Here is a 24,030-nt window from a genome sequence, read left to right on the forward strand (position 1 = left end):
CGTCGTGCGGTCAGGCGGTCGCCCGGGCCTGCTCGGTGCGGGAGTCCCGGCCAGTCGCGTCCTCCTCGACCAGGTATGACCAGATGCGCTCGGCGTACTCGTCCCAGGTACCGCCGTCGATGGCGAGCGCCTCCGCGCTGAGCCGGGCGTGCAGCTCGTCGTCACTCAGCAGGCGCCCGAGCGCCGAGGCGATGTCGTGATCGTCGTGCGGGTCGACGAACAGCGCGCCGCCGCTCGAGGACACCTCGCGCATGCTGCCAAAGCCCGAGGTCACGACCGGAGTGCCGACCGAGATCGACTCGACGATCGGAAGCCCGTACCCCTCGTTGATCGAGGGGAACACGGTGCAGCGCGCGAGGCGGTAGGCGCTCCAGAGCAGCGCATCGGTGATCTTCGAGAGCGAGCGGACCGGTCGGCCGAAGCCCTCGAGCACCTCGAGGCGGTACTCGAACTCGGCGCTACTCCACGCGTTACCGCCGATGAAGACCAGGCTGAACTCCAGGCCGCGCCGCCAGAGCAGCTCGGCGGCCTGCAGAACGGCGAGGTGGTTCTTGCGCGGCTCGTGGCTGCCGACGCAGACGACGAGCGGGAGGTCGCCGGTGACCAGCGAGCGCGCGGCGATGCTCAGCTCCTCCTCCGAAACGCTCTCGGGCTGCGAGGGCAACAGAACGGCGCGGATGTCCGGCCCCTGCATCCCGACGCTGCCGAGCATGTGGCGCCAGCCGGAGTACTCCGTCGCCGCGGCCTCCGAGATGGTCGCGATGCGGTCCATGTGCGACACCGCGACCAGCGTCCGCGAGAACGCAGCGCTGATGCCGGTGCTTGCCGTCTCGGCCGTGGTGACCGGGACGCAGTCGAAGCCGATCGTGCCCGTGCGGTTCCCGCTGAACTCCGCGAGCGCCGAGACGCGCGAGGTCCGTTCGTCCTCGACGGCGAGTTCGGGCAGGAGGTAGGTGCCCTGCCAGGGCACGATCACGCGAGAGCGGTCCTCCGCGGCGTCGGGCACATCGCCCGAGATCGCATTGCGGCTCTGTTCCGGCGTGAGCTCGACGAGCGACTCGTGGGACGAGTCCCAGCCTGCGAGCAGGACCTCGTGGTCGCGCGTCCAGCGGACGAGGCTCTGGCGCACCACGCGCTGGATCCCGGTGGCCAGACCCGTGCGCGCGGTGTGGTGGACGTCCACCACGACCGCGCCGACGACCACCTGGACGTCGGGATGGTGGAAGCGGGCGAAGACACGGTTCGAGACGATGGTCGACGCAGCGTGCGCGAGCAGGGCGGCCGTACCGTCCAGGCGGGCCCGGCGGCGGCCGTCGACGACGTCCTCCCGGCGCGGGAGCGTGCCGCGGAGCACCGCGAGCACCAGCCAGACCTCGCGGTCGGTCGGAGCGGGGAGCAACACGCTGAGCTGACCTGTGAGCGCGTCGACGCTGGCCAGCGGCTCCACGGAAGGAGCCAAAGTGCGCACCAGGGTGGCGAGGCGGTCGACCAGATACTGCTTAGAGCGCACGGGGCGTCTCCTCCTGCTGGATGAGGGCCGAGGGGCCGATCAGGGCCGCCCAGAGCTCCCGGGCGTAGTCGTCCCAGGTGCGCTCGGGCCGCGCGGCCGCCTCCTGGCGGAGCGTCTCGACCAACTCCGGAGAGGTCAGCAGGCGGCGCATACCGTCGGTGATCTCCTCGTCGGACTCGGGGTCGATCAGGACGCAGCCACCGTGCTCGGCGATCTGCGCGGTGCTCCCGTAGCGCGAGGTCAGCACGGGGAGTCCGATCGCCAGCGCCTCGGCGACCGGCAGGCCGTAGCCCTCGTGCAGCGACGGGAACCCCAGGAACAGCGCCTCCCGGTAGCTCGCGACCAGAACGTTGTCGTCGGCACCGCGGAGCACCTCCACGGGGCGGCCGGCCGCGACCAGCTCGCGCACTCGCGGGTCGAAGACCTGGTGCGCCCAGGGGTTGGCCCCGCCGATGAAGCGGACTCGGAAGCGCAGGCCCTCGCGCCAGAGGACTTCGGCGGCGTGCAGCACCGCGAGGTGGTTCTTGCGCGGCTCCTGGCTGCCGACGCAGAGCACGAGCGGCAGGCCCCCCGCACCCCGACCCTCGGAGCGGAGGCCGTCCGGCAGTTCCACGGGCAGCGGCACGGGCACCACCGACGGGCCAGTCAGGCCCTGTGCCGGGAGCGCGCGGACGAAGCCCTCGAACTCCAGAGCTGCCGCAGCGCTCACCGTGGCGACGCGCTGGGCGTACTTGACCACCGAGAGGAAGTTGACGAAGCGCACGGTCTCCTCCGGTGGCACCGTGTCCGCGCTCACGACGGGAATGGCGTCGTGACCGAGGACGACGACCTCGTTGCCGGAGTACTCGGCGAGAGCCGAGAGCGGCCCGCACTGGTTGTAGTCGGGCACGGAGGGGATCACCACGACACTGCGATAAGGGACGACGAACTCCGTCCGCTCCGGGTCGCCGTGCTCCCACTCACGGCGGGCGGAGGAGGACCAGTCGACGACCCGCTCGTGCTCGATGGTGCTGAGGCGACGGAACGACATCGACCCGTGCACCCAGGCGACCGGCACGATCTCCTGCTCGGCGTCCCAGCGCGAGACGGTCTGACGGACCACGCGCTGGACACCGGTGTTGTGCGAGTGCCGCGCGGGGAAGTCGACGTCGACTACGACCGCTCCCGTAACGACCTCGACGCGGGCGTCCAGATCGGCGAAGCCGGTCGCGGTGCGGGAGCCCGCCTCGAGGAAGATCCGCAGCGCCGACTCCTCGGGCGCGAGTTCGAGGGCCCGGCGGAACCAGTCGAAGAGTTCGCTCGTCGGGTAGGCGGCGGTGAAGGATACGAGAGCGACCCAGGTCAGCTCGTCGTCCTGGCGGAATCGGATCTCGCGGGCCACGTCATCGAGGTAGCGCCCAGCTCCGCGCCGACGCAGGGACGCCCGGCGCTCCTCGTCGAAGAGCAGCGCACCGATCTGCTCGAGGCGCTGCAGCATGGCCTCGGTGCGTTCGGCGCGCGCGGCGACAGCGCTCGCGCTCGAGGAGGCCGACCGCTCGCTCATCGCGCCCGTCCGGACAGGCGGCGCTTCACGAAGCGCGCGCTGTGGCGGATCGCGCCGGGGAGACCGAGCTGATCGACGCGGATCTGGAAGGTGCGCACCAGACGGAGAGGCTTGGTGATCCGCCACGAGAGGGTGCGCTCGAAGCCGGAGGCGGTGACGCCGCCCACCTGGATCCGCTCGACCCACTCGTCGAAGGGGTCGTTGAGGAGGGCGTCAACCTGGGCGCGCAGCCGTGCCAGCTCGGCGGTCTCGGACTCGGGCTCGCGGACGACGGTGGCGGCAGTCGCAGTGGGCGTCACTCGACTATGGGCGGGTGCCGGAGCCGTCGAGGCGGGCTGAGCGCCCTCGTCGACGGCCGATTCGAGACTCGGGTCAGGAGAGGGAGGGGCGCTCTCGCCGGTGTCGCTCAGCACAGGAGCAGGATCCCCGGCGCTCTGCGGGGCAGGCTCCAGCGGGACGTCGGATGGCTGCATGGGCAAGGCGGACCCCTTGTTCGTGTCGGTCGATCGGCGAGCGGGAGCAAGACTACCCGCGATGGCACCAGCACGGACACGCCATCCCGGGGTGGCTGCGACGACCACGCACGTATAATGAGGCGGTCCGTCGCCCGGCGGAGGCCGAGAGCTTGGAGTTCCATGCCTAGCAAAGCTGCGGATCGTGCGCGCGCGATCGCCGATGAGCCGTTCCAGACCGCCGGCACCACGTCGGCCGTCGGCGGAGGCTCCGGCGGCTTCCTCGCCTCGCTCGCCGAGATTCTCCGGCACCGCGAGTTGCTCCGGCTGCTCGTCGGCCGCGAGCTGAAGTCGCGCTACAAAGACAGCAGCCTCGGCTTCGTGTGGAGCCTCGTGCGCCCGCTGATCATGCTGCTGATCTACTACGTGGCGATCGGCCAGATCCTCGGGGCCTCGCGCGGCGTCCCGAACTTCGCGATCTTCGTGTTCTCCGGACTCACACTGTGGGGTCTGTTCAGCGAGATCGTGACCGCGGGCACCACGTCGATCCTCGGCAACGGCGGCCTGATCAAGAAGGTCTACCTGCCGCGCGAGATCTTCCCGGTGGCCGCCATCGGCTCAGCACTGTTCAACTTCGGGGTGCAGTTCATCGTCCTGATCGCGGGCGCCCTCATCACGGGCTCGCTGATCGTCGGAATCCACCTGCTCTACATCCTCCCGGCGCTGGCGATCGTGCTCGTGTACGGCCTCGCGCTGGCCCTGGCGCTCTCCGCCCTCAACGTCTACCTCCGCGACGTCCAGTTCCTCGTCGAGGTGGGGCTGCAGATCTTCTTCTGGCTTTCCCCGATCGTCTACGCGTGGAACTTCGTCGTCGCCGCCTCCTCGGGTGCCGGACACGGCTGGGCCGAGCAGCTGTACCTGATCAACCCCATCTCGAACGCGATCCTCGCCTTCCAGCGCGCCATCTGGGGCGACGGCTCGCGGGTCAGCATCATCGAGGGCCGAGAGATCGGCCCGCAGATCTGGCCGCCGGACATGCAGCTGCGTCTTGTCATCGTCCTCGTCGTCGGGGTGGTGTTCGTGTGGATCGGACACCGAATCTTCCGCCGCCTCGAGGGCAACTTCGCCCAGGAGATCTGATCATGACCCTCACCAGCAAGCAGGAGGCCACCCCCGCCGCCTCCGGCAGTCCGACGGTCGTTCGGGTGCGGAACGCCTCCAAGCGCTTCGTGATCCGCAAGGACAAGTCGTTCAAGGAGCGGCTCGTCAACTTCGGCCGCGGCCGCAAGCACCGCGACGAGTTCTGGGCCCTCCGCGACGTCGACCTCGAGATCCCCCTGGGCTCGACGGTCGGCCTGATCGGTGCGAACGGCTCGGGCAAGAGCACGCTCCTCAAGCTCATCGGCGGCATCGTGCAGCCGACGACCGGCACCGTCGAGCGCCGCGGACGCCTCGCCGCGCTCCTCGAACTCGGCGCGGGCTTCCACCCCGACCTCACCGGCCGCGAGAACGTCTACCTCAACGGCGCGATCCTCGGCCTCTCGCGCAGCGAGCTCGACAGCAAGTTCGACTCGATCGTCGACTTCTCCGAGATCGCCGAGTTCATCGACACGCAGGTCAAGTTCTACTCCTCCGGCATGTACGTGCGACTCGCCTTCGCGATCGCGATTCACACCGACCCCGACCTGCTGTTGGTCGATGAGGTGCTCGCGGTGGGCGATGAGCCGTTCCAGCGCAAGTGCATGGATCGCATCCGCGCCTTCCAGCGCGCAGGCAAGACCATCGTGCTGGTCACCCACTCCCTCGAGCAGGTCGGCGAGCTTTGCGATCGCACCATCGTTCTCGAGAAGGGTGCCGTGGTGTTCGACGGCGAAACCTCCGAGGGACTCCAGGTCCTGCGCGAGAGCTTCGAGGACCGTCGCGCCGCCCGTCAGGAGCGCGAGGCCGCGGCCGCCGAAGCCATCGACGAGCCCGCCCCCCAGCTGATCGAGATCCTGGGCTGCCGACTGCGCGGCGGCTCCATCGAGCACGGCGGCACGGTCGTCCGCAGCGGTGAGACCGTCGAGTTCGACGTCACGGTGCGCACCAGCCGCCCCGTGGACGACTGGAATATCGGCATGGGCATCGACACCCCACTCGGCCAGCGCGTCTTCGGCACCAACACCGAGCGCATCGGGACGCCCCTGAGCGCGGTCGACGGAGAGATGACGGTCACGTTCACCCTCCCCGACCTGCACCTGGGTGCCGGCAATTACGCCGTGCATGCCTCGTCGGCCACCTTCTCGCAGGGCGAAACCATGCGGATCCCGGTCGCTGCCACCTTCACGGTCGAGCGGGCCTCCGTGCACGACGGCGTGGTCGACATCGACTCCACCGTTCGCCTCAGCCGACCGTGACCGCGCGGCGCCGCCGCCTCTTCGTCGACGCCACACCGCTGGTGGCACCCCGGCTGACGGGTGTCGGTCGGGTGCTGCTCGGCCTGATGCGGGCGCTGGACACCGAGGACGTCGCCCGGCGCGTCGACACCCGCCTCGTCGTCCCCGCGAGTGAGGCGCAGTCGCTCGCGAGCTTCGGTTTCCGCACCCTACGGATCCGGCCCGTCCCTATCCCCCGGCGGGTCTGGAGCGCGCTCACGCGGCTCCCGGCGCCCGGGATCGACCGTGTGCTGGGGCGAGGGGCGTACTTCTTCCCCAACTTCCGCAGTTGGCCGCTGGCCCGCTCCCGCTCCCTCACCTTCGTGCACGACGTCTGTTTCGCCGTGCTGCCGGAGCTGGTCCCGCGGGAGCGCCGAGAGCTGCTCCAACGCTCGGTGCCGCGCTGGATCGCTCGGAGCGACCTCGTGCTCACCGGCACGCCGTCCTCTGCCGTCGAGGTCGCGCGCGCCCTCGACGTTCCCGCGGAGCGGATTCGGGTGCTGCCGACCACGATCGACGCCGAACTCTTTTACCCGCGCGGAGCGGACGAGGTGGCTCGCGTCCGCGCAGCGCACGCACTCGGCGCCTACCTCCTCTTCGTCGGCTCGATCGAGCGGCGCAAGAACCTGGTGACGCTGGTCGATGCCTACCGGCTTGCGGAGCGGCCCGTCGGGCACACTCTGCTCCTGGTCGGCGGGGACGGCTGGGACAACGAGGACGTCCATGCGGCGGTCGCGCGCGCGGTCGCGGCGGGTGCCGATGTGCGGTTCGCCTCCTCCTACGTGCCCGACGAGGACCTCCCGGCCCTGCTCACGGGCGCTGACGCGGTGGCGATGCCTTCCTGGCACGAGGGCTTCGGGCTCCCGGCGCTCGAAGCAATCGCCTGCGGCACTCCGGTGCTCGCCGCCGACATCCCGGGCCTGCGCGACGCCCTGGCCGGGTGGGAGGCGGACGCGGTGTTCACCGATCCCGGTGACGGAGCGGGGTGGATCGCCGCCATCGAGCGGGCGCTGCGCGCGCCGCGGAGGATCGCGCCGCGACCGATCCCGGGCTGGGGGATCACGGCGGAGGCGCTCCTGGACCTCGCCTTCGCCGAGCCCGTCCCGCGGCGTACCGGCCGACGCTGATCGCACCGCCTCGCCCCGGGGCGGCGGGCTCGGAGCTGCGGGCTCGGGCCTCGGGCCTCAGGGCTCGCAGCTCAGGAGCGGGGCAGCCGGATTCCTGAGGTGTCCGCGACGGCGGCGACATCGTCCTCGAATAGGGCTGCCGCGGCCATCTCGGCCTCGCGGCGATCGGTCACTCCCCCGGAGCGGTGGTGACCGAACACCCAGAAGCGATAGAGGACGAAGCGGAAGGCTGTCGCGAGGACGAGGCCGATGACGTTGGCCGAAATGTTGTCGGCCACCAGGTTGTCGAAACCGAGCACGTAGTGCGACACATACAGGGGTAGCAGATTGACCAGCATGCCCGCGACGGCGACAACGCTGAACTCAGCCAGTTCGAGCAGGTAGTTCGCTCGGCGGTGCTCGCGGAAGGTCCAGTAGCGGTTGCCGAACCAGGTGACGACGGTCGCGGCCGCAACTGCAACTACCTTCGCGCCGATGGGGCCGGACAGCAGATGCTCACCGCCGATTCCACCCACCCGCAGGAGGTTGAACACGGTGACGTCGACGACCAGTCCGATGATGCCGACCACGCCGAACTTGAGCGCGTACGAGACGAGACCGGCGGAGACCGCGCGCAGGAGCGCGATCGGGCCCCGGCGAGGCGGAGTCGCGGTGGGGCTCACGCGAGAGTCGGCCACGGGATCAGGACGCGAGCGTCTTCGGCGGGCGAGTGCGGGAGCCCTCGCGTAGGCGGATCCGCACGAGGATCCACAGGGCCTCGAAACCGTCCCTAACGGTGATCTTCTTGCCCTCCTCGCGAGTGCGAGCCTTGTAGCTGATGCCAACCTCGTAGGGGCGGTAGCCGCGGGCGAGCAGCTTCCCGGTGACCTCCGCCTCCATGCCGAAGCCCTTTTCCGTGATGCCGAGGGAGCGGTAGAGACTCAACGGCATCAGCTTGAAGCAGGTCTCGACGTCCGAGATGTAGGCGTTGAAGAGGATGTTCGTGATCAGGTTCACGCCCTTGTTGCCCAGCACGTACCAGTACGAGAACGAGGTGTGACTCCCGAACGTGCGGCTTCCATAGACCAGCTCCGCCTCGCCGTCCAGAACCGGCTGCAGCAGCGAGGGGATCTCGCTCGGCCGGTACTCCTCATCGGCGTCGCAGATGATCACGTAGTCACCCGACGCCTCCTGCACGGCCCGGCTGATCGCGGCTCCCTTGCCCTGGTTGCGCGGCTGGTGGAACACCCGGATGCGCGGATCGTCCAGGGAGTCCAGGATCTCGCGGGTCCGGTCACTGCTGCCGTCGTTCACGATCACGAACTCGATCTCGACGCCCTCCTGGAACGTCACCGCCAGGACGCGATCCACGGCCTTGCGCAGCGTCGCCTCCTCGTTGAACACGGGCATCAGGATCGACAGTCTCACAGCGCGCCTCTCTCGTTCGACATTCCTTCGGAGAACCAGCGCACCGTGCGTGCTAGACCCTCCTCGATCGACACTGTGGGCTCCCAGCCGAGGACCTCGCGGGCTCGGGTGATGTCCGGGCGACGACGCTCCGGGTCATCGACAGGACGAGGACCGTAGTGGACCTCGGAGTCGCTTCCGACGAGCTCCACGACGCGGCGGGCGATCTCGCCCAGCTGCAACTCCTCGACGGATCCCAGGTTGATCGGGCCCGGCTCAGAAGACTCCGCCATCCGCAGGACGCCCTCGACCAGGTCGTCGACGTAGAGGAGCGAGCGGGTCTGGGTGCCGTCGCCGTGCATCGGTAGCGGAGAGGACGCGAGTGCGGCCTTCACGAACGCCGGTACCGCACGCCCATCGTCGATGTCCATGTTCGGTCCATAGGTGTTGAAGATGCGCACCACTCCGGTATCGACCCCGAAGCTGCGCCGGTAGGCGAACGTTAACGCCTCCGCATACCGCTTCGCCTCGTCGTAGACACTGCGCGGACCGTTCGGGTTGACGTTGCCCCAGTACTCCTCGTGCTGCGGGTGCACATGCGGATCCCCGTACACCTCCGACGTCGAAGCGAGCACGAATCGGGCGCCGTCGCGCCGTGCCACATCCAGCAGCGCCTCCGTGACTACGGACCCCGCGTGCAGGGTCTCGATCGGGTGCGCGAGATATCGCGGCGGTGACGCCGGCGACGCGAAATGCAACACCACGTCGAAGGGGCCTTCGAGGTCGCGGGCATTAGCCGCGTCCTCCTGGATCACCGTGAGTGCGGGGTGGCCGAGGTGGGCGGCGACGTTGCGGGTCGAGCCGGTCAGCAGGGAGTCCAGGACGACTACCCGGTCGCCGCGGCGAAGGAGTTCGGTGGCGAGATTCGATCCCACGAATCCAGCACCACCGGCGAGAAGAACAGTGCGTGTCATAGAAGAGCTTTCGTCGAGCATGCGTGCTGGGCGGCGACATCCCGGCGGAACCCGAAGAAATTACCATAGGGTTCGGTGGCGCCCGGCACACCTGGCGCTCCCGCGGATCGGAAGGACCACGATCGGATGATCATCGAGGACGCTGCCGCTGGCACCGCTCAGGATGGCCGACAGCGCCGTCACCGCCCAGCGATCCTCGTCGATGCGGTGTTCGCCGCCCTCACCGCCGTGCTCTCGACAGCGCTCGGGATGATCGCGCTCAGAATTACTTGGAAGACCCTTGGAAAGAGGTGGACGTTCGGCGGCCCGGACCAGGTGCTGCACTACACGATCTTCTCGAGTGCACGCGAGGTGTTCCCGTTCCTCCCCAACGGCAGGCTCGGGTTCCCCGCGGCACAGAATCTCTTCTTCGCACCCCTGTTCGATCCCTGGTCGGCCGTCTTCGTCGCTGTCGTCGGGCCGCTCACGCCCGACGGCGTCTGGCTGCTCAACCTCTACAGCATCGCCGGCTTCACCGCCGTGGGAGCCACCGCCTACGTCTTCTTCCGAGCCCTGCGTCTGCGCCGCGTCACGTCGGTGGTGCTCGGTGTGCTGACGGCGGTGCTGCCCTACCACTTCGTGCAACTCTCCTTCGGCCACCCCTTCCTCGCGGAGTACTGGGCGGTACCGCTCATCGGCGTGCTGCTGCTCGTCATCGGCGGGCGGGAGACGGATCCGCTGAACCGGTGGACCGCGGGCATCGCGGGCCGGCGCCGTCGTCGCCTCGTGCGAGCGGGGATCGTCGTCGCCCTCGCGCTGGCGATCGCGTGGACGCAGTCGTACTACTTCGTCTTCGGTGCGATCGTGTTCGGCTCGGCCTGGGTTCTCGCGGTGCTCGCGGCCCTCGTGCGCCGATCCCCTGTTCGCACCCTCGCCTGGCCAACACTCGCGCTGGGCTCGTTCCTGAGCTTCGTCGCCGTTCAGCTCGCGGTTCTCTCCGCCGACCAGGGCGATCGCTACGAGAAGTACTTCCAGGGCCGCTCGGCGCAGGAGTCGGAGATCTACGGCGGCAAGCTGCAGAGCCTGCTCTTACCCTCGCCCACTAGCGGGTTCTCCTCGCTGGTCGAGCTCGCCCAGGGGTACGCCCGCTCGAGCGCGATCCTCACGACGACCGAGAACCCCTCGACGGCCGTGGTCGTCTCTGCCGCGTTCCTGCTCGTCCTGCTGATCGTGCTGTCGGCGCTCGGTCGGTCGGGACGCAGCGGCGCAGCTCCGCGCTCGCGCCTCGCCCTGCTGGTCATGGACGCTCGGGTCGGGCTGCTCAGCCAGGCGTTCGTCGTCGCACTGCTGTTCTTCATCGTCGCCGGATTCGGCGCGATCCTCTCGTACGTCGTGAGCCCCGAGATTCGAGCGTGGTCACGAATGTCGATCGTGCTCAGCGTCCTCGCGCTCGGCGTCGCGGGCATCGCCCTCGAGACGCTCGTTCGGCGCCGCCGGCTCTTCTTCCCGGCGCTGGCGGTCGTCGCCGCGGTCGGACTGATCGACCAGGTGGCGGGAACGGCGGCAGCGATCCCGCTCGCTCCGACCAGCGACTCCTCCGTCCGCGCGTTCGCTCAGGAAACCGAGCGCCGACTCGCCGACGGCTGCGGGATCGTGCAGCTCCCGCTCAAGGACTTCCCCGAGACCAACCCGATCGGGAACATGGGCGATTACGACGAGGCCCTGCCCTATCTCTACTCCTCGGACGGCGGCGGCCTGCGCTACAGCTACGGCGCGGTCCGGGGCACCCGATCGGCCGATGACTGGGATCACGCCAGCACGCCCCGCGCGTTCGAACGCGAGTACGACGCGTCAGGAGCCTGCGCGGTCCTCGTCGACACCTTCGCCTACGTCAATGACCCCAACGGCTGGAAGCCCTTCGTCGACGCAGTGGCCGACCCCGACCGGCCCAGCGTCGTCAGCACCGACTCGGATCGGCGCTGGCTGCTCTTCCGCACCGGCTCCTGAGCGCACGGTCTACCGTCGGCCGCGAGCCCGGCCGAGCAGGCGAACCGCCGCTCCAGCGGGAACGCTACCGGGACGAGGCGCGCGTGAAGCGGATCCGCACGACCAGCAGGAGGCTGCGCAGCATCGTGTTCCCCGGAATCTTGGAGGTCCCCTCCGTGCGGTCGAGGAACACGATCGGGATCTCGCGAACGCGGCGCGCCGCGACCGACGCTCGATGCTTCAGCGCGATCTGGAAGCCGTATCCCGTCGCATCGACGGTCTCGAAGTGGATCCGCTCCAGCAGCTCGCGGCTGAAGAGATTGAAACCGCCCGTCCAGTCGGTGAGCCGCGAGCCGAGCAGCGCCCGCGAGTAGAGGTTGCCGCCGCGACTGAGGATCTTGCGGTCCAGCGTCCAGTCGGGCGTGCCTCCGCCGGGGATGTAGCGGGAGGCGACCACCAGATCGGCACCGGCGCGGACCTCGCGAAGGAAATCAGAGAGGTAGGCCGGGTCGTGCGAGAGGTCGGCGTCCATCTGCAGGATGTGCGTCGGCGGGTCCTCGCGCCCGAGCACCTGCTCGAAGGCCCACAGGTAGGCGGCGCCGAGCCCCTCCTTCGCCGCGCGCGAGAGCACCTCGACCGAGAACGTCCCGGTCGACAGCTCGGCACCGAGCGCACGCGCTCGATCGGCCGTGCCGTCGGGCGAGGAGTCGTCCACGATGACGGAGCGCACGAGCACATCGGGCTCGGCTGCGGCGGCAGCGGCCAGCCGGCGCAGCAGCTCGCCGATATTGTCCGCTTCGTTGTAGGTAGGAGTGACGATGGTGAGGGAGAGCATGGCGATCCGATTCGGGCGGTGGCGGAGCGGCGTCAGGCACGCTCACGCCGGGGCGGAGGCGGTGGAACAGTACCAGCGTGCACCATCGGCAGTCGGGAGTGCCGGACGCGCGCCGCCTCCGGATGGGAAGGGCATCCGCGCCACCACCGTGCTTTCTCAGGAAGAGTTCGCCCGGAGGGGGGCCACCGCACAGATCGACCGCGTACTCTCGGTCGAAGTCGTCCCTCCGGGCGGTGGTCGGCAGGAGGAGTGTCCGTGGCGCGTTGGTTGGAATCTCAGAAGGTGCGGTTCCTCGTCGCGGGCACACTCAATACGGCGCTAGACTTCCTGATTCTCAACGCACTGTCCCTGATGGTCGGCCTGCCGACACTCCTCGCGAACGTGGTCTCGGTGACGGTCGGGATCTCGATCTCGTATTTCCTCAACCACTTCTTCGTCTTCCGCCACCCCGACCGCCCCACCCTGCGGACCTTCGGCCAGTTCTTCCTCGTGACCGGCTTCAGCTCCCTGGTGCTGCAGTCGCTGATCATCTATGGCTTTGAGGTCTTCTTCCACACTCGCTTCGGTACCTCCCTCCTCTTTCTGCCCAGCCCCGGCGAGAAGGCGTTCCTGGCGATCAACGTCGCCAAGGCGGTCGCTGTGCTCGTGGGCCTGGTCTGGAACTTCTGCCTCTACAAGTTCGTCGTGTTCCGCACGCCAGCCGCCACCGCCGACGTTGCGGCCGAGCTCGGCGAGATCGTCGACGAGGTCGGCTTCTCGGCCCGCTGAGGCTCGACGCAGCCTGCCGAGGCTCGACGCAGCCGCGTGCTAGCCTCGTCGAGTTCTTCCGACGGAGCCCCCTCCCGTCGACGCCGTACTCCCCGGAGGCTCCCATCGCCCGCTCGAGGTTGCCCATCGCGATCGTCGTCGTCACTCACTTCTCGGGTGAGGTGCTCCGCGCATGCCTCGAGTCGGTGCCGGAGGCGACGGAGCACGACGTGCGCGTCATCGTGGTCGACAACCTGACCACGGACGACTCCGTCCGTAGCGTGGTCGAGCGCCTGCCCGGAGTCGAGTTCCACGAGACCGGGCAGAACCTCGGCTACGGCCGGGCCGTGAACTATGCGGTCGACCGCCTGGGGCCCGAGATCGAGTGGATCCTCGTGACCAATCCGGACACTGTCTTCCTCCCGGGCTCGATCGACACGCTCTACGATGCAGCGACGTCGGACCCGCGGATCGGCTCGATCGGGCCGCGGATCCTCGACTCCGACGGCACGATCTACCCCTCGGCTCGTGCCCTCCCTTCCCTCGACACGGGCATCGGCCACGCGCTCTTCGCTCACGTCTGGCCGGGCAATCCGTGGTCGGCGACGTACCGGCGCTCCCGCGCGATCGAAACGCTCCAGCACGGCCGGATGAAGGCGGGCTGGCTCTCCGGCGCGTGCGTCATGGTGCGACGCACGGCCTTCGAGGAGATTGGCGGCTTCGACGAGCGGTACTTCATGTACTTCGAGGACGTCCAGCTGGGCGACTCGCTCGGGCAGCGCGGCTGGACCAACGTCTACCTCGCGGATGCCGTCGTGTCACACCTCGGCGGGCACTCGACGCGCCTGGCCTCGGCCCGGATGCTCGCCGTGCACCACCGCAGCGCCTCCCTCTACCTCGCGCAGAAGTACGGAGCCTGGTACCAGGCTCCGATCCGCGCGGCCATCCGCATCGGGCTGGGCGCCCGCGTCGCGCTGATGCGCCTGCGCTCCCGGAGCTGAGCGGCCGCCGTCCCCGGTCAGGTGGCGGCGTCGAGCTGCGCGTAGAACGCGCGCGCTTCGTCCCATGTCGGCAGCAGGCCCTGACCCTCGGCCTCGGCGAGGGTCGGCGCATCCGTGTCCTTCGGTGAGAGCAGGAGCTTGCCGGCCTCGGCCGGGAAGCGGAGGCCGATCTGCTCGTCGAGCGGGTCGATCCCCTTCTCCCGCACGGGATCGAAGGTGGCGGTGACGAGGTAGGAGACGACGGCATGCTCCGTCAGCGCGACGAAGGCGTGCGCGATCCCCTCGGCGATGTAGACGGAGCGGCGGTCGACGTCATCGAGCAGGATCGACTCCCAGCGCCCGAAGGTCGGCGAGCCGACCCGAACGTCGATCACGTAGTCGAGCACCGCCCCCGAGAAGCACGAGACGTACTTGGCCTGCGACGGAGAGAACTGCGCGAAGTGGATCCCCCGCACCGTGCCGCGGCGCGAGACCGAGGTGTTGCCCTGGCGCAGCGCGAGCGGATGCCCGACCTTCTCGGCGAGGTGGTCGAAGCGGTAGAACTCGTAGAAGACTCCGCGATCGTCGGGAAATTGGCGCGGAGTCACTTCGTAGGCATCGGGGACGGTGAGTTCTCGGATGTGCACGTTCGCCAGTGTAACGACGGCCTGTTCCTCCCGACGACGGCCCGGGCGCACGCGACGACGGCCCGGCAACCGGTGTGCCACCCGCCCGCCGGGGTTGCCCTCCGGCATGATGAGGAGGTGACCTTCCTCATCACGGGCGCCTCCGGCATGCTCGGCACCGACCTCCGGGCGGTCCTCGGCTCCCGCCCCAGTACAGCCCTCGGACACAGTGATCTTGACGTTACCGACCTCGATGCGGTGCGCGCCGCCGTGGCGGGCCACGACGCGGTCGTGAACTGCGCCGCCTACACGCGAGTCGACGACGCGGAGACCGACGAGGAGGAGGCGCACCGGGTCAACGCCGTCGGCGCACACCACCTCGCGCTCGCCACGGCCGAGACCGGAGCGGCCCTCGTGCAGGTCTCCACCGACTACGTCTTCGACGGCTCCGCCACCAGCCCCTACTCCGAGGAGCATCCGCGCCACCCGATCTCGGCCTACGGCCGCACCAAGGCCGAGGGGGAGCGGTTGGTGCTCGAGGCGAACCCGGAGCGCGGCTACGTGGTACGCACGGCCTGGCTCTACGGCGAGCACGGCCAGAATTTCGCCAAGACAATGGTGCGCCTCGCGGGCAGCCGCGACACCCTCGCCGTCGTCGACGATCAGCACGGCCAGCCGACCTGGACCGCCGACCTCGCCGTGCGACTGGTCGAGCTGGTCGACTCGCACGCCCCGGCCGGCGTCTACCACGGCACCAACTCCGGCGAGACGACCTGGCTCGGTTTCGCCCGCGCCGTCTTCGCCAAGGCGGGCCTCGACCCCGAGCGCCTGCGGCCCACCGACAGCGGCTCGTTCGTCCGCCCCGCCCCGCGCCCCGCCTACTCGGTGCTCGGGCATGACGGCTGGAGCCGGGCAGGGCTCGCTCCGCTGCGCTCCTGGCAGGACGCCCTGGCCGCCGCTCCCCTCGAGGCGGTGACCCCGTGACCACCATCCTCCGCGTCGTCGTCGACCAGATGCTCGCCCGCGTGCCCGGCGGCATCGGCCGCTACACCGAGGAACTCACCCGCGAACTCATCGCCACCGCTCCGCGCGACTGCGAGGTCGAGGCAGTGTTCTCCGCTCATCCGCCCGAGAAGGAGGAGGAGTTGCGCCTACGCCTGCCCGGCCTCGCGCGCTTCCACCGGCTCCCCCTCGGCCGCCGGGAGCTCTCGCGCGCCTGGCAGTACGGGATCGGGATCCCGGCCGGCGGCGGGATGATGCACGCTCCGAGCCTCTTCGCCCCGCTGCGCGGCCACGACGGCGGCGAGGGCGAGCAGATCGCGGTCACCATCCACGACACCGTGCCCTGGACGCACCCGGAGACGCTCACCCCGCACGGGGCGAAGTGGCACCGGGCGATGGCCAAGCGCGCTCGCAAGCACGCGGACGCCGTCGTCGTGCCCACCCACGCGGTCGCGCACCAGCTTTCGCAGCTGATGGACTTCGGCGACCGCCTGCGCGTGATCGGCGGCGCGGTCGGCTCGGGTCTGGTGCTGCCGGAGGACGCCGATGAGCGCGCTGCCGCCCTGAAGCTCCCGGGCGAGTACGTACTGAGCGTCGGCACGCTCGAACCCCGCAAGGGCCTGCTCTCGCTGATCGCGGCGTTCGGCGGAGCGTCGGCGCCGGCGATCCCGCTGCTCCTGGTCGGACCGACCGGCTGGGGCGACCTGGACGTGGCGTCCGTCGCCGATGAGCAGGGCCTGGACGAGACGCGGGTGCGCGCGCTCGGCGTCCTCAGCGACGCTGACCTCGCCGTCGTCCTCTCCCGCGCGACACTTTTCGTGTATCCCAGCATCGCCGAGGGTTTCGGCCTGCCGGTGCTCGAGGCGATGCACTTCGGCGTGCCGGTGGTCCACTCGGACGATCCGGCGCTGATGGAGGTGGCCGCGGACGCCGGGGTCGCCGTCGAGCGCACCGACGCGAAGAACTACCCCGAGCGTCTCGCCCTGGCGATGAGCAGCGTGCTCGCCGACACCGGGCTGCGCGAGCGGATGTCCGTGGCCGGCCGCGACCGCTCCCGTGCCTTCAGCTGGCGCGACTCGGCCGAGCGCGTCTGGGCTCTGCACGCCGACCTCTGAGCGGCCGGGCCGGGCCGCCGCGACGTCGCGCTGGTGAGCGAGAGTGCCATTACTCCGCCGGAACCTCAGACGCGGCGGTCGTCGAAGCGGACGGCGGCTCGGGGGTCGGCTCCTCCAGTGGAGGCGGCGTCCAGGCCCGGTCCTCGTCGCTCATCCGCGGTTCATCGCCGGGCTGGACCTCGCCCTCCTGCGCTCGGCGCCGATAGGAGCGGTTCAACTCCGCCCAGTCCCCCGGCTGGCACCACGAGACCGCACCGATCGTGTACCGGTCGTTCCACGGCGAGGAGGTGTCGAAGCTCGCGCGCTGCACCGGGCCGCCCTCTCCGTACACGGTGGGCCAGGACGTCGAGTCCGTGACCCGCACCGACATCCCGAGTGACCGCCAGTACTCCGCCACCCGCTGCGCGTCCCCGTCCACGTCCGCCCCGGGACGCGCCCAGTAGGTGTAAGCGAACCGCGCACCCTTGCTCCCCCAGCCGAGCCCGCACCGATCGGCCCGCGGCGATCCCTCGATCGTCGACCAGCCGTCCCCCGGCACAACTGCGGTAGACCCCTTCACGAACTCGACCACCCCCAGCCGGTTCTCCTCCGGCGACACCGACGCTGAAACACCACAGGCACACAGCAGCACCACCGCGACACTCGTCGGAACGAACCGCCACCGGCTGCCCGCTCGCCGCGGCTCAGTCATGCTCCGGTACCTCCGGCGGGTCCTGAGGACGCGGATGCGGCACCGACTGCCGACGCGGTGACGGCGGAGTCAGGTTCTCCTCCTCACCGCCCAGCGCCCGCGAGACGTTGCGGGACGACTCCGTCTGCGCGTCGAGGTACCCCCGGTCCGCCGACGCCTCGCCGACGACCAGGTCGTGGGTCGTCACCGGCAGTCCTGCGTTGCCGCCCGTCTCGACGCCGAAGACCCTGGCACCGAAGGCAGGGTCCGCGGGGTCGACCCTGTGCCAGAGGCTGAGCGACCTGCCCGCCCACGAGTACCTGTCTCCGGGTTCAGGATCCAGGAGCGACCGGTCGGTGGCCTGACCGGCGTACACCCGGTCGGCGTGCAGCTGGCTCGCGCTCGTGATCCAGTTCGGCAGCCCGGCCGACCCGAGGGCGGTGAAGCTGTCGGCCTGGACGTCCGGGTCGGTGAGCGCGATCGACGCCGCGATGCTGCCGAAGGAGTGGGCAACCACTCCGAGTTCCGGCGGCGACTCGCGACGAACCGCATCGAAGCCCTTCAGTGCCGAGGCCAGGGCCGCCCCGCCCTTCACCGCGTCCTCGATACCGAAGACGCTGAGGTCCGACGCCGGAGAGAACGGGACGGGTGGCGTCTCGTAGCCGATCCAGGCGACGACGGCGCTTCCGCTCCCTCGCTGCGCCTGGACCACCTGGGCCCCGGTGGCCAGCGTGCTCATGTCCTGCGTCGTCGTCCCTATCCCGGGAACCACGAAGGAGGCGTTCGTCGCCGTGTCGAGATCGCCGATCGAGACCGCCGCCAGCGGCGGCTGATCACTGGTGAGCGAGAGGAGGAAACGCGGTGTGCCGTCGACTGCGGAGCCGAGCGTCTCATCAATGTTCACCAAGCACGCCTGCCTCTCCTTCAGCTCATCCAGGCGCGCCATCAGCAGCGGCAGCGCCACGGGGGCGGTCGGCAGGAGCGCCGTGTGCAGCACCAGCCGCTGCGTCGTCGCGATCTCGCGCTCGACCGATTCGAGACCCCGTCGCAGCGCGATCCTGTTCGCTTTGTCTCGGGCTCCGTAGGGCAGCCCCTCGAGATTCCCGAGCAGCGCCGGGAGAGTCGCCAGGAGCAGCCCCTGCCGCTCGGAGAGATCCGACTCCTCGTCCTGCGGATCCAGCGTCGCCCACCAGTCCGCCACCAGCTCGGGGCGCAGGCCCGCAATGCGCGCTGCGAGCTCGGGTGACCCCGCGACCATCGTGCTGAGCTCGCCGGCGGGGACAGACGCCAGCAACTGGAGCAGGCGCCGCTCGCTGAGATCCGCCTTCGTCGTCGATGCGAGGTCGAGAGCGCCGACCGAGAGCGTCCCTCCACCCGCCGCCTCGAAGGCGCTCGCGATCCGCTCGATCCAGGTGGCATCGGCGCGGCACTCCTCGATGAACAGGGCGAACCCGGTGAGGAATTCGGGTGCCCCCGTCCGCACCCAACCGCACCGGTCGACGAAGCCCGCCCAGTCCGAGCGCAAGCGGAAGAGCGCCGCCTCGAGGTCAGTGGCCGTGGAACGTGCGCGGGAGACGAACACCCGCAGACGGTCCGGATCGGCGGAGCTCGACCCCGACGAGCCCCCTCCGCTGTCGCGTCGATGCGGGAGCGGGAGGAAGACCGCCGACACCTCCGGCACGGCGAACGGCGAGGTGGAGGGCATCCGGTCCAGGACTGCCTCGTCCACGCTCACCACGCCCATCGCAGCGTTGTGGCGTCGCTGGTCCTCCCGCGCGGCCTCCCGCGCCTGCCACGCCGCCAGCTCCTCGAGCCGCTCGAGTTCCTGGTGCGCCTGCCAGCACGCGGCCTCCACGTCGTCCGCGAGCAGGCCCAGAGCACGGGAGAGCTGGCCGGAGTCGTCGATGTGGAGGAGGACGTTCTCGCGGAAGACGCCGGCGTACGGGCCGGCGAAGTCGACCAGCGCCGTTCCGGCCGCGTCGTGGAACGCGATCTGGTGGCACTGGACGACACCTCGTGCGGCGAGAACTGTTCGGACGAGCGCGGCGGCCTGTGCCTGATCGAATCGCAGCATGAGAACCTCCCATTAGGGATGGGCCCCGAGAACAAGAACCCACTGGAGATTCACTCACGTTAGCCGGGAATGTCCCCACGGCGATGACGTGGCACCCTCCGACGCCGGGTCGGCACGGTCCCGGGTTCCGGTCGCATCGCAGCGCAACCGTCACCACGGTGCTCGCGGGGCGCCTCTACTGCGTGGAGCCCCCCGAGAGCCCCGCCTTCACGAGAGAGTGCACGACGTCGTAGTCCGGCTTCTCCGGGTTCACGGCCGGCGGCACGAGCTCGATCGGATCCACCGGCTGCGACTTCGTCTTCAGCCCCAGCTGCACGAAGTAGCCGAGCATCCCCTGCGGCACATCCGTCTTGATCACCTGCGAGCCGGCGGCCGCGACGTCCTGGAACTTCGCGAGCACGTTGCCCGGATCGAACTGGGCGAGAAGCGCCTCCTGCACCTGCCTCTGACGCGCCATCCGGTCGTAATCGCTCGTCGTATACCGCGAGCGTGCATAGGCAAGCGCCTGCTCACCGTTGAAGTGCCAGTGGCCTGGCTGAATCCACTGGTTCACTCCCTGCATCACGCCGTCCTCATCGGGCAGGCCACCCAGCGGCAACGGATCGTCGGCCACGTAGTCGATGTCGATGCCACCGAGCGCGTCGATCAGCTGGGCGAAGCCCTCCATGTCGATGAGCGCGTAGTACTGGATCTTGAGGTCGAGGATGCCCTCGACGGCGTCGCGCGTCGCCTCGATGCCGGGTTCGCTGCCGTGAGCGACGGCATCGGGGTAGTAGTCCGGATGCTTCAGCTCCATTTCGGTGTAGATCGAATTCAGCTTGCACGGGTCGACATCGCACGCGCCCCAGTTGTAGCCGTCGGGGTAGCGAGCGTGCATCGGACTGTCAGAGGGAATGGGGAGGTTGCGAAACTCGCGCGACACTCCGATGATCGCTGCCTTGCCGGTCGACGCGTCGATACTCACCACCGAGATGCTGTCCGGACGCAAACCATCGCGGTCCTCCCCCGCGTCGCCGCCCAGCAGCATGATGTTGTAGCGGCCGTCGATGGGCTGCTCGATCGCGCCGCCGCCGAAGATCGACGAGAGCGTTCCGCGCGTGACGCCGACCAGGTAGGTGCCGTAGGCGGTGGTGCCCACCGATACCGCCAGCAACGCGATCGTCGCGACGGCGAGCACCCCGCGCATCCGGGGGCGCACGCGGACGACGCGGATCAGGCGGAGGGTGTCCAGGGTCAACACGGCCCAGACGACGCCGTACACGACGAGAGCGGCCTGGAGCGCGAGCATCGAGACGTCGAAGGTGGCGAGCGTGTACAGGCCCGTGGGAAACACGAAGTAGAGGACCACGGCCACGAGCAGGGCGACCCAGAGTCCGAGCGTGAAGCCGAGCCCCAGCCGCCCGAGTCGGCGGTTGCCCGCCAGGACCTGTGCGGACCCGGGCACCAGGACGTTGACGATCAGCAGCCACCACGCCCGCCGCGTCATGAACGCGCGGGAAGCGACGTCCGGGTGCCGCAGCGGCAGGACGACGGCCGTCACAGGCTCGCCACCAGGGCGTCGTTCTTCGCGGCGACCTGCTCCTGGAGGTCGGCTGCGAACGCCTCGAGCGCCGTTGCGAGAGCATCGTCCGCCGTCGCCAGGATCTTCACGGCGAGCAGTCCGGCGTTGCGGGCTCCGCCAATGGAGACGGTGGCAACCGGGACCCCGGCGGGCATCTGCACGATCGAGAGGAGGGAGTCGAGCCCGTCGAGGCGAGCGAGCGGCACAGGCACACCGATGACCGGGAGCGGGGTCACGGCAGCGAGCATGCCCGGCAGGTGCGCGGCACCGCCGGCACCCGCGATGACGACCTTCAAGCCCCGGTCACGCGCCTCACGGCCGTACGCGATCATCGCCTCCGGGGTGCGGTGCGCCGAGACGACCCGCACCTCGTGCGCCACACGGAATTCACGCAGGACCGCGGACGCCGCCTGCATGACCGACCAGTCCGAATCCGACCCCATCACGACGCCGACGAGGGACGCGGATCCGTTCACGAGCGCGTCCGCGCTCACGAGAGGACTCCGGCAGGGATCGGGGAGGTCGGCTGGCTCGTCACGGCGACCATCGTACGGGTCAGTCCGTGAGAACCGCCGCCGCCGCGCGCGCCTCGTAGACCACGAGGTCGAGTTCGTCTCCGGTGGCGTTCACATGCCCGACCTTGCGCCCCGGGCGCGGCTGCTTGCCATAGTTGTGCACCTTCACGGCGGGGTGATCGGCCAGCACTCGCGGGTAGCGGTCGGTCAGCGACTCCCCCACCGGCCCGCCGAGCACGTTCACCATCACCGTCCACCGGTCGCGGCAGCCCGTCGCTCCAAGCGGGAGATCGAGGACGGCGCGCAGGTGCTGCTCGAACTGGGAGGTGGTGGAGCCGTCCATCGTCCAGTGTCCGCTGTTGTGCGGGCGCATCGCGAGCTCGTTGACGAGGATCCGCTCATCCGTCGTCTCGAACAGCTCGACGGCCAGGACGCCGGTCACGCCGAGGCTGTCGGCGATGGTCTGGGCGATCTCGGCGGCCGCTCCCGCGAGGCGTCCGGCCGAGGCCGGAGCCGGGGCGATCACCTCGGCGCAAACGCCGTCGCGCTGCACCGACTCCACGACGGGCCAGAGGATGCTCTCGCCGGAGGGTCGCCGGGCGATGAGCTGCGCGAGCTCGCGGCGGAAGTCGACCAGCTCCTCGACCAGGAGGGACCCGCCGCGGCCGTCCTCGGCGAGGGCGGCGAACCAGTCGTCCGCCTCGTGGGCACCGCGCACCACGCGAACGCCCTTGCCGTCGTAGCCGCCGCGCGCGGTCTTCACCACCGCGCTGCCGCCGTGCCCGGCCAGGAACTCGGCCAGCTCGTCGGCGGAGGACACCTCTGCCCACTCCGGAACCGGGACACCCAGAGCACTCAGACGGCGCCGCATCAGCAGCTTGTCCTGCGCGTAGAGCAGCGCATCGGGGTCGGGGTGCACGGCGACGCCGCGGGCGACGAGCTCGCGGAGGATCGGCTGGGGAACGTGCTCATGGTCGAAGGTGACCACATCGACGGTCTCGGCGAAGGCGAGGACCGTGGCCTCGTCGCGGTAGTCGCCGACCCGGGTCGCGGCGAGAGACGCCGAGGCCCCCTCGTTCTCGGCGAGCACGGCGATCTCGATGCCGAGCTCCACCGCCGCGGGGATCATCATTCGGGCGAGCTGGCCGCCCCCGATCACGCCGACGCGCATGACGCACCTCCGTCTCCGCCCGCTGGCGCGGGGCGGCTCCATGCTAGCGAGGGCCCGCCGCCTCACGCCGGTGGTGGCCACTCCGGTTCGAGGGTCGGGGCCGCGGCGATGGCCTCCCGGAGCAGGTCCGCCGTCAGCTCCGGGTCGGGCAGATCGCGCAGCACGAAGACCTCGACACCGGCCTGCCGGATCCGGACGTCGCCGCAGCGGGCCAGGCGCTGACCCAGGGAGCGCGTAACCGAGACGTCCATTCGCCGGTCGAAGACGACCTCGGCGCGGCGGACCGTGGCCACCCCCCGGCGCGCGCGAAGGCCGGTCGCGGTGACGCGGTACCGCACACTCGCCCAGCCCGCGACTCCCGGCACACACAGCAGCAGCACCAGCACGGCGGTCCCGAGCGCGATGATCCAGCGCTGCAGTGCGAGTTCGAACTGCGCCGCGAAGTAGAAGCCCGCCCAGGTGAGCAGGAGGAACCCGATGACCGGCGCGACGGCGCGCCGGGCGCGCGGGGTCAGCCGCGCCAGTTCGCGGTCGCCGGGATCGGAGCGGGCCATCAGGAGCGCAGGTGCGTGACGTCGCCCGCGAGGAAGGAGCGACGGGAGCCGGCCCGCTCGAGCACGAGCGAGCCGTCGGAGCCGAGTGCTTCGGCGATCCCCTCCTCCTGCGTGCCGTCGGGCAGCTCCAGCCGCACACGGGTCCCGAGCGTGCCGCAGGAAGCGCGCACCGCGGCGGCCGCGCCGGAGGACTCGACGTCGCCCCGGGCGAGCAGCGGACCCAGCAGGGCGGAGAACTCGGTGAGGAACGCGGCGAGCACGGCGTCGGCGCTCGTCCCCGGCGCTCCGGCGAGGGCGAGGGAGGTGGCGGTCGGCACCGGTAGCTCCTCCTCGCTCAGCAGGAGGTTCACCCCCGTGCCGACGACGACCCGGCCATCGGGCAGCCGCTCGGCGAGGATCCCGGCCGCCTTCCTTCCGTCGATCAGGACGTCGTTAGGCCATTTCACCGCGACCTCCCCGTCGACCAGGGGCGTGAGCGTGCGAGCCAGGGCAGCACCCGCCACGAGCGGCAGCCAACCGGTGGCGGCGGCACCGAGCGCAGAAGCGTCGACCAGGGTCGAGGCCGCGAGTGTCCGGCCGGCGGGTGCCTGCCAGACGCGCCCCAGCCGACCGCGGCCCGCCCGCTGGTCGTCGGTCGCAATCACCGAGAGGTGCGGCCACGCGTCGGGCTCGGCACCGGCCCGTTCGCGGAGCTCGTCATTCGTCGACCCCGCCGACTCGAGCACGAGGACGTGGGGGGAGGCGGCTGCGGAGAGCGGGAGCTGCATCCGGCCACGGTAGCGGCGGCTCCCGCGAAGCCGCTCCGAGCG

General features: G+C 70.2%; 23 protein-coding genes. 8 read left to right on the forward strand and 15 right to left on the reverse strand.

Features of this window, described 5'->3' with window-relative positions:
* Positions 1-10 precede the first annotated feature (10 nt).
* Genes C1O28_RS09205 through C1O28_RS09215 form a run of 3 tightly spaced genes read right to left on the reverse strand, consistent with a single transcriptional unit; the run spans position 11 to position 3,466 of the window.
* On the reverse strand, positions 11-1,510 hold the full coding sequence (locus tag C1O28_RS09205; protein ID WP_097165508.1) for a glycosyltransferase family 4 protein: 1,500 nt from the start codon (positions 1,508-1,510) through the stop codon (positions 11-13).
* Complete coding sequence (locus tag C1O28_RS09210; RefSeq protein ID WP_097165507.1) at positions 1,500-3,053, reverse strand: glycosyltransferase; 1,554 nt, start codon at positions 3,051-3,053, stop codon at positions 1,500-1,502. Before C1O28_RS09210 ends, C1O28_RS09205 begins: the two co-directional genes overlap by 11 nt.
* A complete protein-coding gene (locus C1O28_RS09215; protein ID WP_097165506.1) occupies positions 3,050-3,466 on the reverse strand; it encodes a hypothetical protein in 417 nt (138 codons plus the stop codon). The genes C1O28_RS09210 and C1O28_RS09215 overlap by 4 nt, the downstream gene beginning before the upstream one ends.
* A gap of 222 nt (positions 3,467-3,688) precedes the next feature.
* Between C1O28_RS09215 and C1O28_RS09220 the strand changes: the two genes are divergently transcribed.
* The 3 genes from C1O28_RS09220 to C1O28_RS09230 are packed head-to-tail and all read left to right on the forward strand — an operon-like array spanning position 3,689 to position 7,046.
* On the forward strand, positions 3,689-4,645 hold the full coding sequence (locus C1O28_RS09220) for an ABC transporter permease (protein WP_097165505.1): 957 nt from the start codon (positions 3,689-3,691) through the stop codon (positions 4,643-4,645).
* Positions 4,646-4,647: 2 nt separating this feature from the next.
* Positions 4,648-5,901 (forward strand): ABC transporter ATP-binding protein, encoded by a 1,254-nt coding sequence (locus tag C1O28_RS09225; RefSeq protein ID WP_097165504.1) that lies wholly within the window; start codon positions 4,648-4,650, stop codon positions 5,899-5,901.
* Positions 5,898-7,046, forward strand: coding sequence for a glycosyltransferase family 4 protein (locus C1O28_RS09230; RefSeq protein WP_097165503.1), 1,149 nt, complete (start codon positions 5,898-5,900; stop codon positions 7,044-7,046). The genes C1O28_RS09225 and C1O28_RS09230 overlap by 4 nt, the downstream gene beginning before the upstream one ends.
* Positions 7,047-7,117: 71 nt before the next feature.
* On the opposite strand, the gene C1O28_RS09235 is transcribed toward C1O28_RS09230, so the two are convergent.
* The 3 genes from C1O28_RS09235 to C1O28_RS09245 are packed head-to-tail and all read right to left on the reverse strand — an operon-like array spanning position 7,118 to position 9,406.
* Positions 7,118-7,723 (reverse strand): GtrA family protein, encoded by a 606-nt coding sequence (locus C1O28_RS09235; protein WP_244210518.1) that lies wholly within the window; start codon positions 7,721-7,723, stop codon positions 7,118-7,120.
* Between the two features lie 4 nt (positions 7,724-7,727).
* The gene (locus C1O28_RS09240; protein WP_097165502.1) at positions 7,728-8,453 is read right to left on the reverse strand and encodes a glycosyltransferase family 2 protein; all 726 of its coding nucleotides are present in this window, start codon (positions 8,451-8,453) and stop codon (positions 7,728-7,730) included.
* Positions 8,450-9,406 carry an NAD-dependent epimerase/dehydratase family protein gene (locus C1O28_RS09245; RefSeq protein WP_097165501.1) on the reverse strand — a complete coding sequence of 319 codons (957 nt, stop codon included), beginning with the start codon at positions 9,404-9,406 and terminating at the stop codon, positions 8,450-8,452. The genes C1O28_RS09240 and C1O28_RS09245 overlap by 4 nt, the downstream gene beginning before the upstream one ends.
* A gap of 126 nt (positions 9,407-9,532) precedes the next feature.
* Here C1O28_RS09245 and C1O28_RS09250 point away from each other — a divergent pair, with 126 nt between their 5' ends.
* A complete protein-coding gene (locus C1O28_RS09250; RefSeq protein ID WP_097165500.1) occupies positions 9,533-11,392 on the forward strand; it encodes a hypothetical protein in 1,860 nt (619 codons plus the stop codon).
* 64 nt (positions 11,393-11,456) lie between these two features.
* On the opposite strand, the gene C1O28_RS09255 is transcribed toward C1O28_RS09250, so the two are convergent.
* Positions 11,457-12,206 carry a polyprenol monophosphomannose synthase gene (locus C1O28_RS09255; RefSeq protein ID WP_097165499.1) on the reverse strand — a complete coding sequence of 250 codons (750 nt, stop codon included), beginning with the start codon at positions 12,204-12,206 and terminating at the stop codon, positions 11,457-11,459.
* Positions 12,207-12,461: 255 nt separating this feature from the next.
* Between C1O28_RS09255 and C1O28_RS09260 the strand changes: the two genes are divergently transcribed.
* Positions 12,462-12,974, forward strand: a complete 513-nt coding sequence (locus tag C1O28_RS09260) for a GtrA family protein (RefSeq protein WP_097165498.1) — start codon at positions 12,462-12,464, stop codon at positions 12,972-12,974.
* Positions 12,975-13,093: 119 nt separating this feature from the next.
* Positions 13,094-13,954: a glycosyltransferase family 2 protein gene (locus C1O28_RS09265; protein WP_202129279.1), complete on the forward strand. Its 861-nt coding sequence runs from the start codon at positions 13,094-13,096 to the stop codon at positions 13,952-13,954.
* 17 nt (positions 13,955-13,971) lie between these two features.
* Here the strand turns inward: C1O28_RS09265 and C1O28_RS09270 are convergent, their stop codons facing one another.
* Positions 13,972-14,580, reverse strand: coding sequence for a dTDP-4-dehydrorhamnose 3,5-epimerase family protein (locus C1O28_RS09270; protein WP_097165496.1), 609 nt, complete (start codon positions 14,578-14,580; stop codon positions 13,972-13,974).
* A gap of 117 nt (positions 14,581-14,697) precedes the next feature.
* Here C1O28_RS09270 and rfbD point away from each other — a divergent pair, with 117 nt between their 5' ends.
* Positions 14,698-15,543 (forward strand): dTDP-4-dehydrorhamnose reductase, encoded by an 846-nt coding sequence (rfbD, locus tag C1O28_RS09275; protein WP_097165495.1) that lies wholly within the window; start codon positions 14,698-14,700, stop codon positions 15,541-15,543.
* Positions 15,540-16,676, forward strand: a complete 1,137-nt coding sequence (locus C1O28_RS09280; RefSeq protein WP_243391999.1) for a glycosyltransferase family 4 protein — start codon at positions 15,540-15,542, stop codon at positions 16,674-16,676. Before rfbD ends, C1O28_RS09280 begins: the two co-directional genes overlap by 4 nt.
* 49 nt (positions 16,677-16,725) lie before the next feature.
* On the opposite strand, the gene C1O28_RS09285 is transcribed toward C1O28_RS09280, so the two are convergent.
* The 7 genes from C1O28_RS09285 to C1O28_RS09315 all read right to left on the reverse strand — a co-directional run bounded on the left by C1O28_RS09285 (position 16,726) and on the right by C1O28_RS09315 (position 23,988).
* Positions 16,726-17,247: a hypothetical protein gene (locus tag C1O28_RS09285; protein ID WP_097165494.1), complete on the reverse strand. Its 522-nt coding sequence runs from the start codon at positions 17,245-17,247 to the stop codon at positions 16,726-16,728.
* A 112-nt stretch (positions 17,248-17,359) separates the two neighbouring features.
* The gene (locus C1O28_RS09290) at positions 17,360-19,420 is read right to left on the reverse strand and encodes an alpha/beta hydrolase (RefSeq protein WP_097165493.1); all 2,061 of its coding nucleotides are present in this window, start codon (positions 19,418-19,420) and stop codon (positions 17,360-17,362) included.
* A gap of 175 nt (positions 19,421-19,595) precedes the next feature.
* Complete coding sequence (locus C1O28_RS09295; protein ID WP_243391998.1) at positions 19,596-20,960, reverse strand: LCP family protein; 1,365 nt, start codon at positions 20,958-20,960, stop codon at positions 19,596-19,598.
* Positions 20,957-21,424: a 5-(carboxyamino)imidazole ribonucleotide mutase gene (gene purE, locus C1O28_RS09300; RefSeq protein ID WP_097165680.1), complete on the reverse strand. Its 468-nt coding sequence runs from the start codon at positions 21,422-21,424 to the stop codon at positions 20,957-20,959. The genes C1O28_RS09295 and purE overlap by 4 nt, the downstream gene beginning before the upstream one ends.
* A 112-nt stretch (positions 21,425-21,536) precedes the next feature.
* Positions 21,537-22,667 (reverse strand): 5-(carboxyamino)imidazole ribonucleotide synthase, encoded by a 1,131-nt coding sequence (locus tag C1O28_RS09305; protein ID WP_097165492.1) that lies wholly within the window; start codon positions 22,665-22,667, stop codon positions 21,537-21,539.
* A 62-nt stretch (positions 22,668-22,729) separates the two neighbouring features.
* Positions 22,730-23,221, reverse strand: coding sequence for a PH domain-containing protein (locus C1O28_RS09310; protein WP_097165491.1), 492 nt, complete (start codon positions 23,219-23,221; stop codon positions 22,730-22,732).
* Positions 23,221-23,988, reverse strand: a complete 768-nt coding sequence (locus C1O28_RS09315; RefSeq protein ID WP_097165490.1) for a biotin--[acetyl-CoA-carboxylase] ligase — start codon at positions 23,986-23,988, stop codon at positions 23,221-23,223. Before C1O28_RS09315 ends, C1O28_RS09310 begins: the two co-directional genes overlap by 1 nt.
* Between the last annotated feature and the right edge of the window lie 42 nt (positions 23,989-24,030).

Source organism: Rathayibacter rathayi, assembly GCF_004011095.1.
In the GTDB taxonomy this organism is placed as follows: domain Bacteria; phylum Actinomycetota; class Actinomycetes; order Actinomycetales; family Microbacteriaceae; genus Rathayibacter; species Rathayibacter rathayi.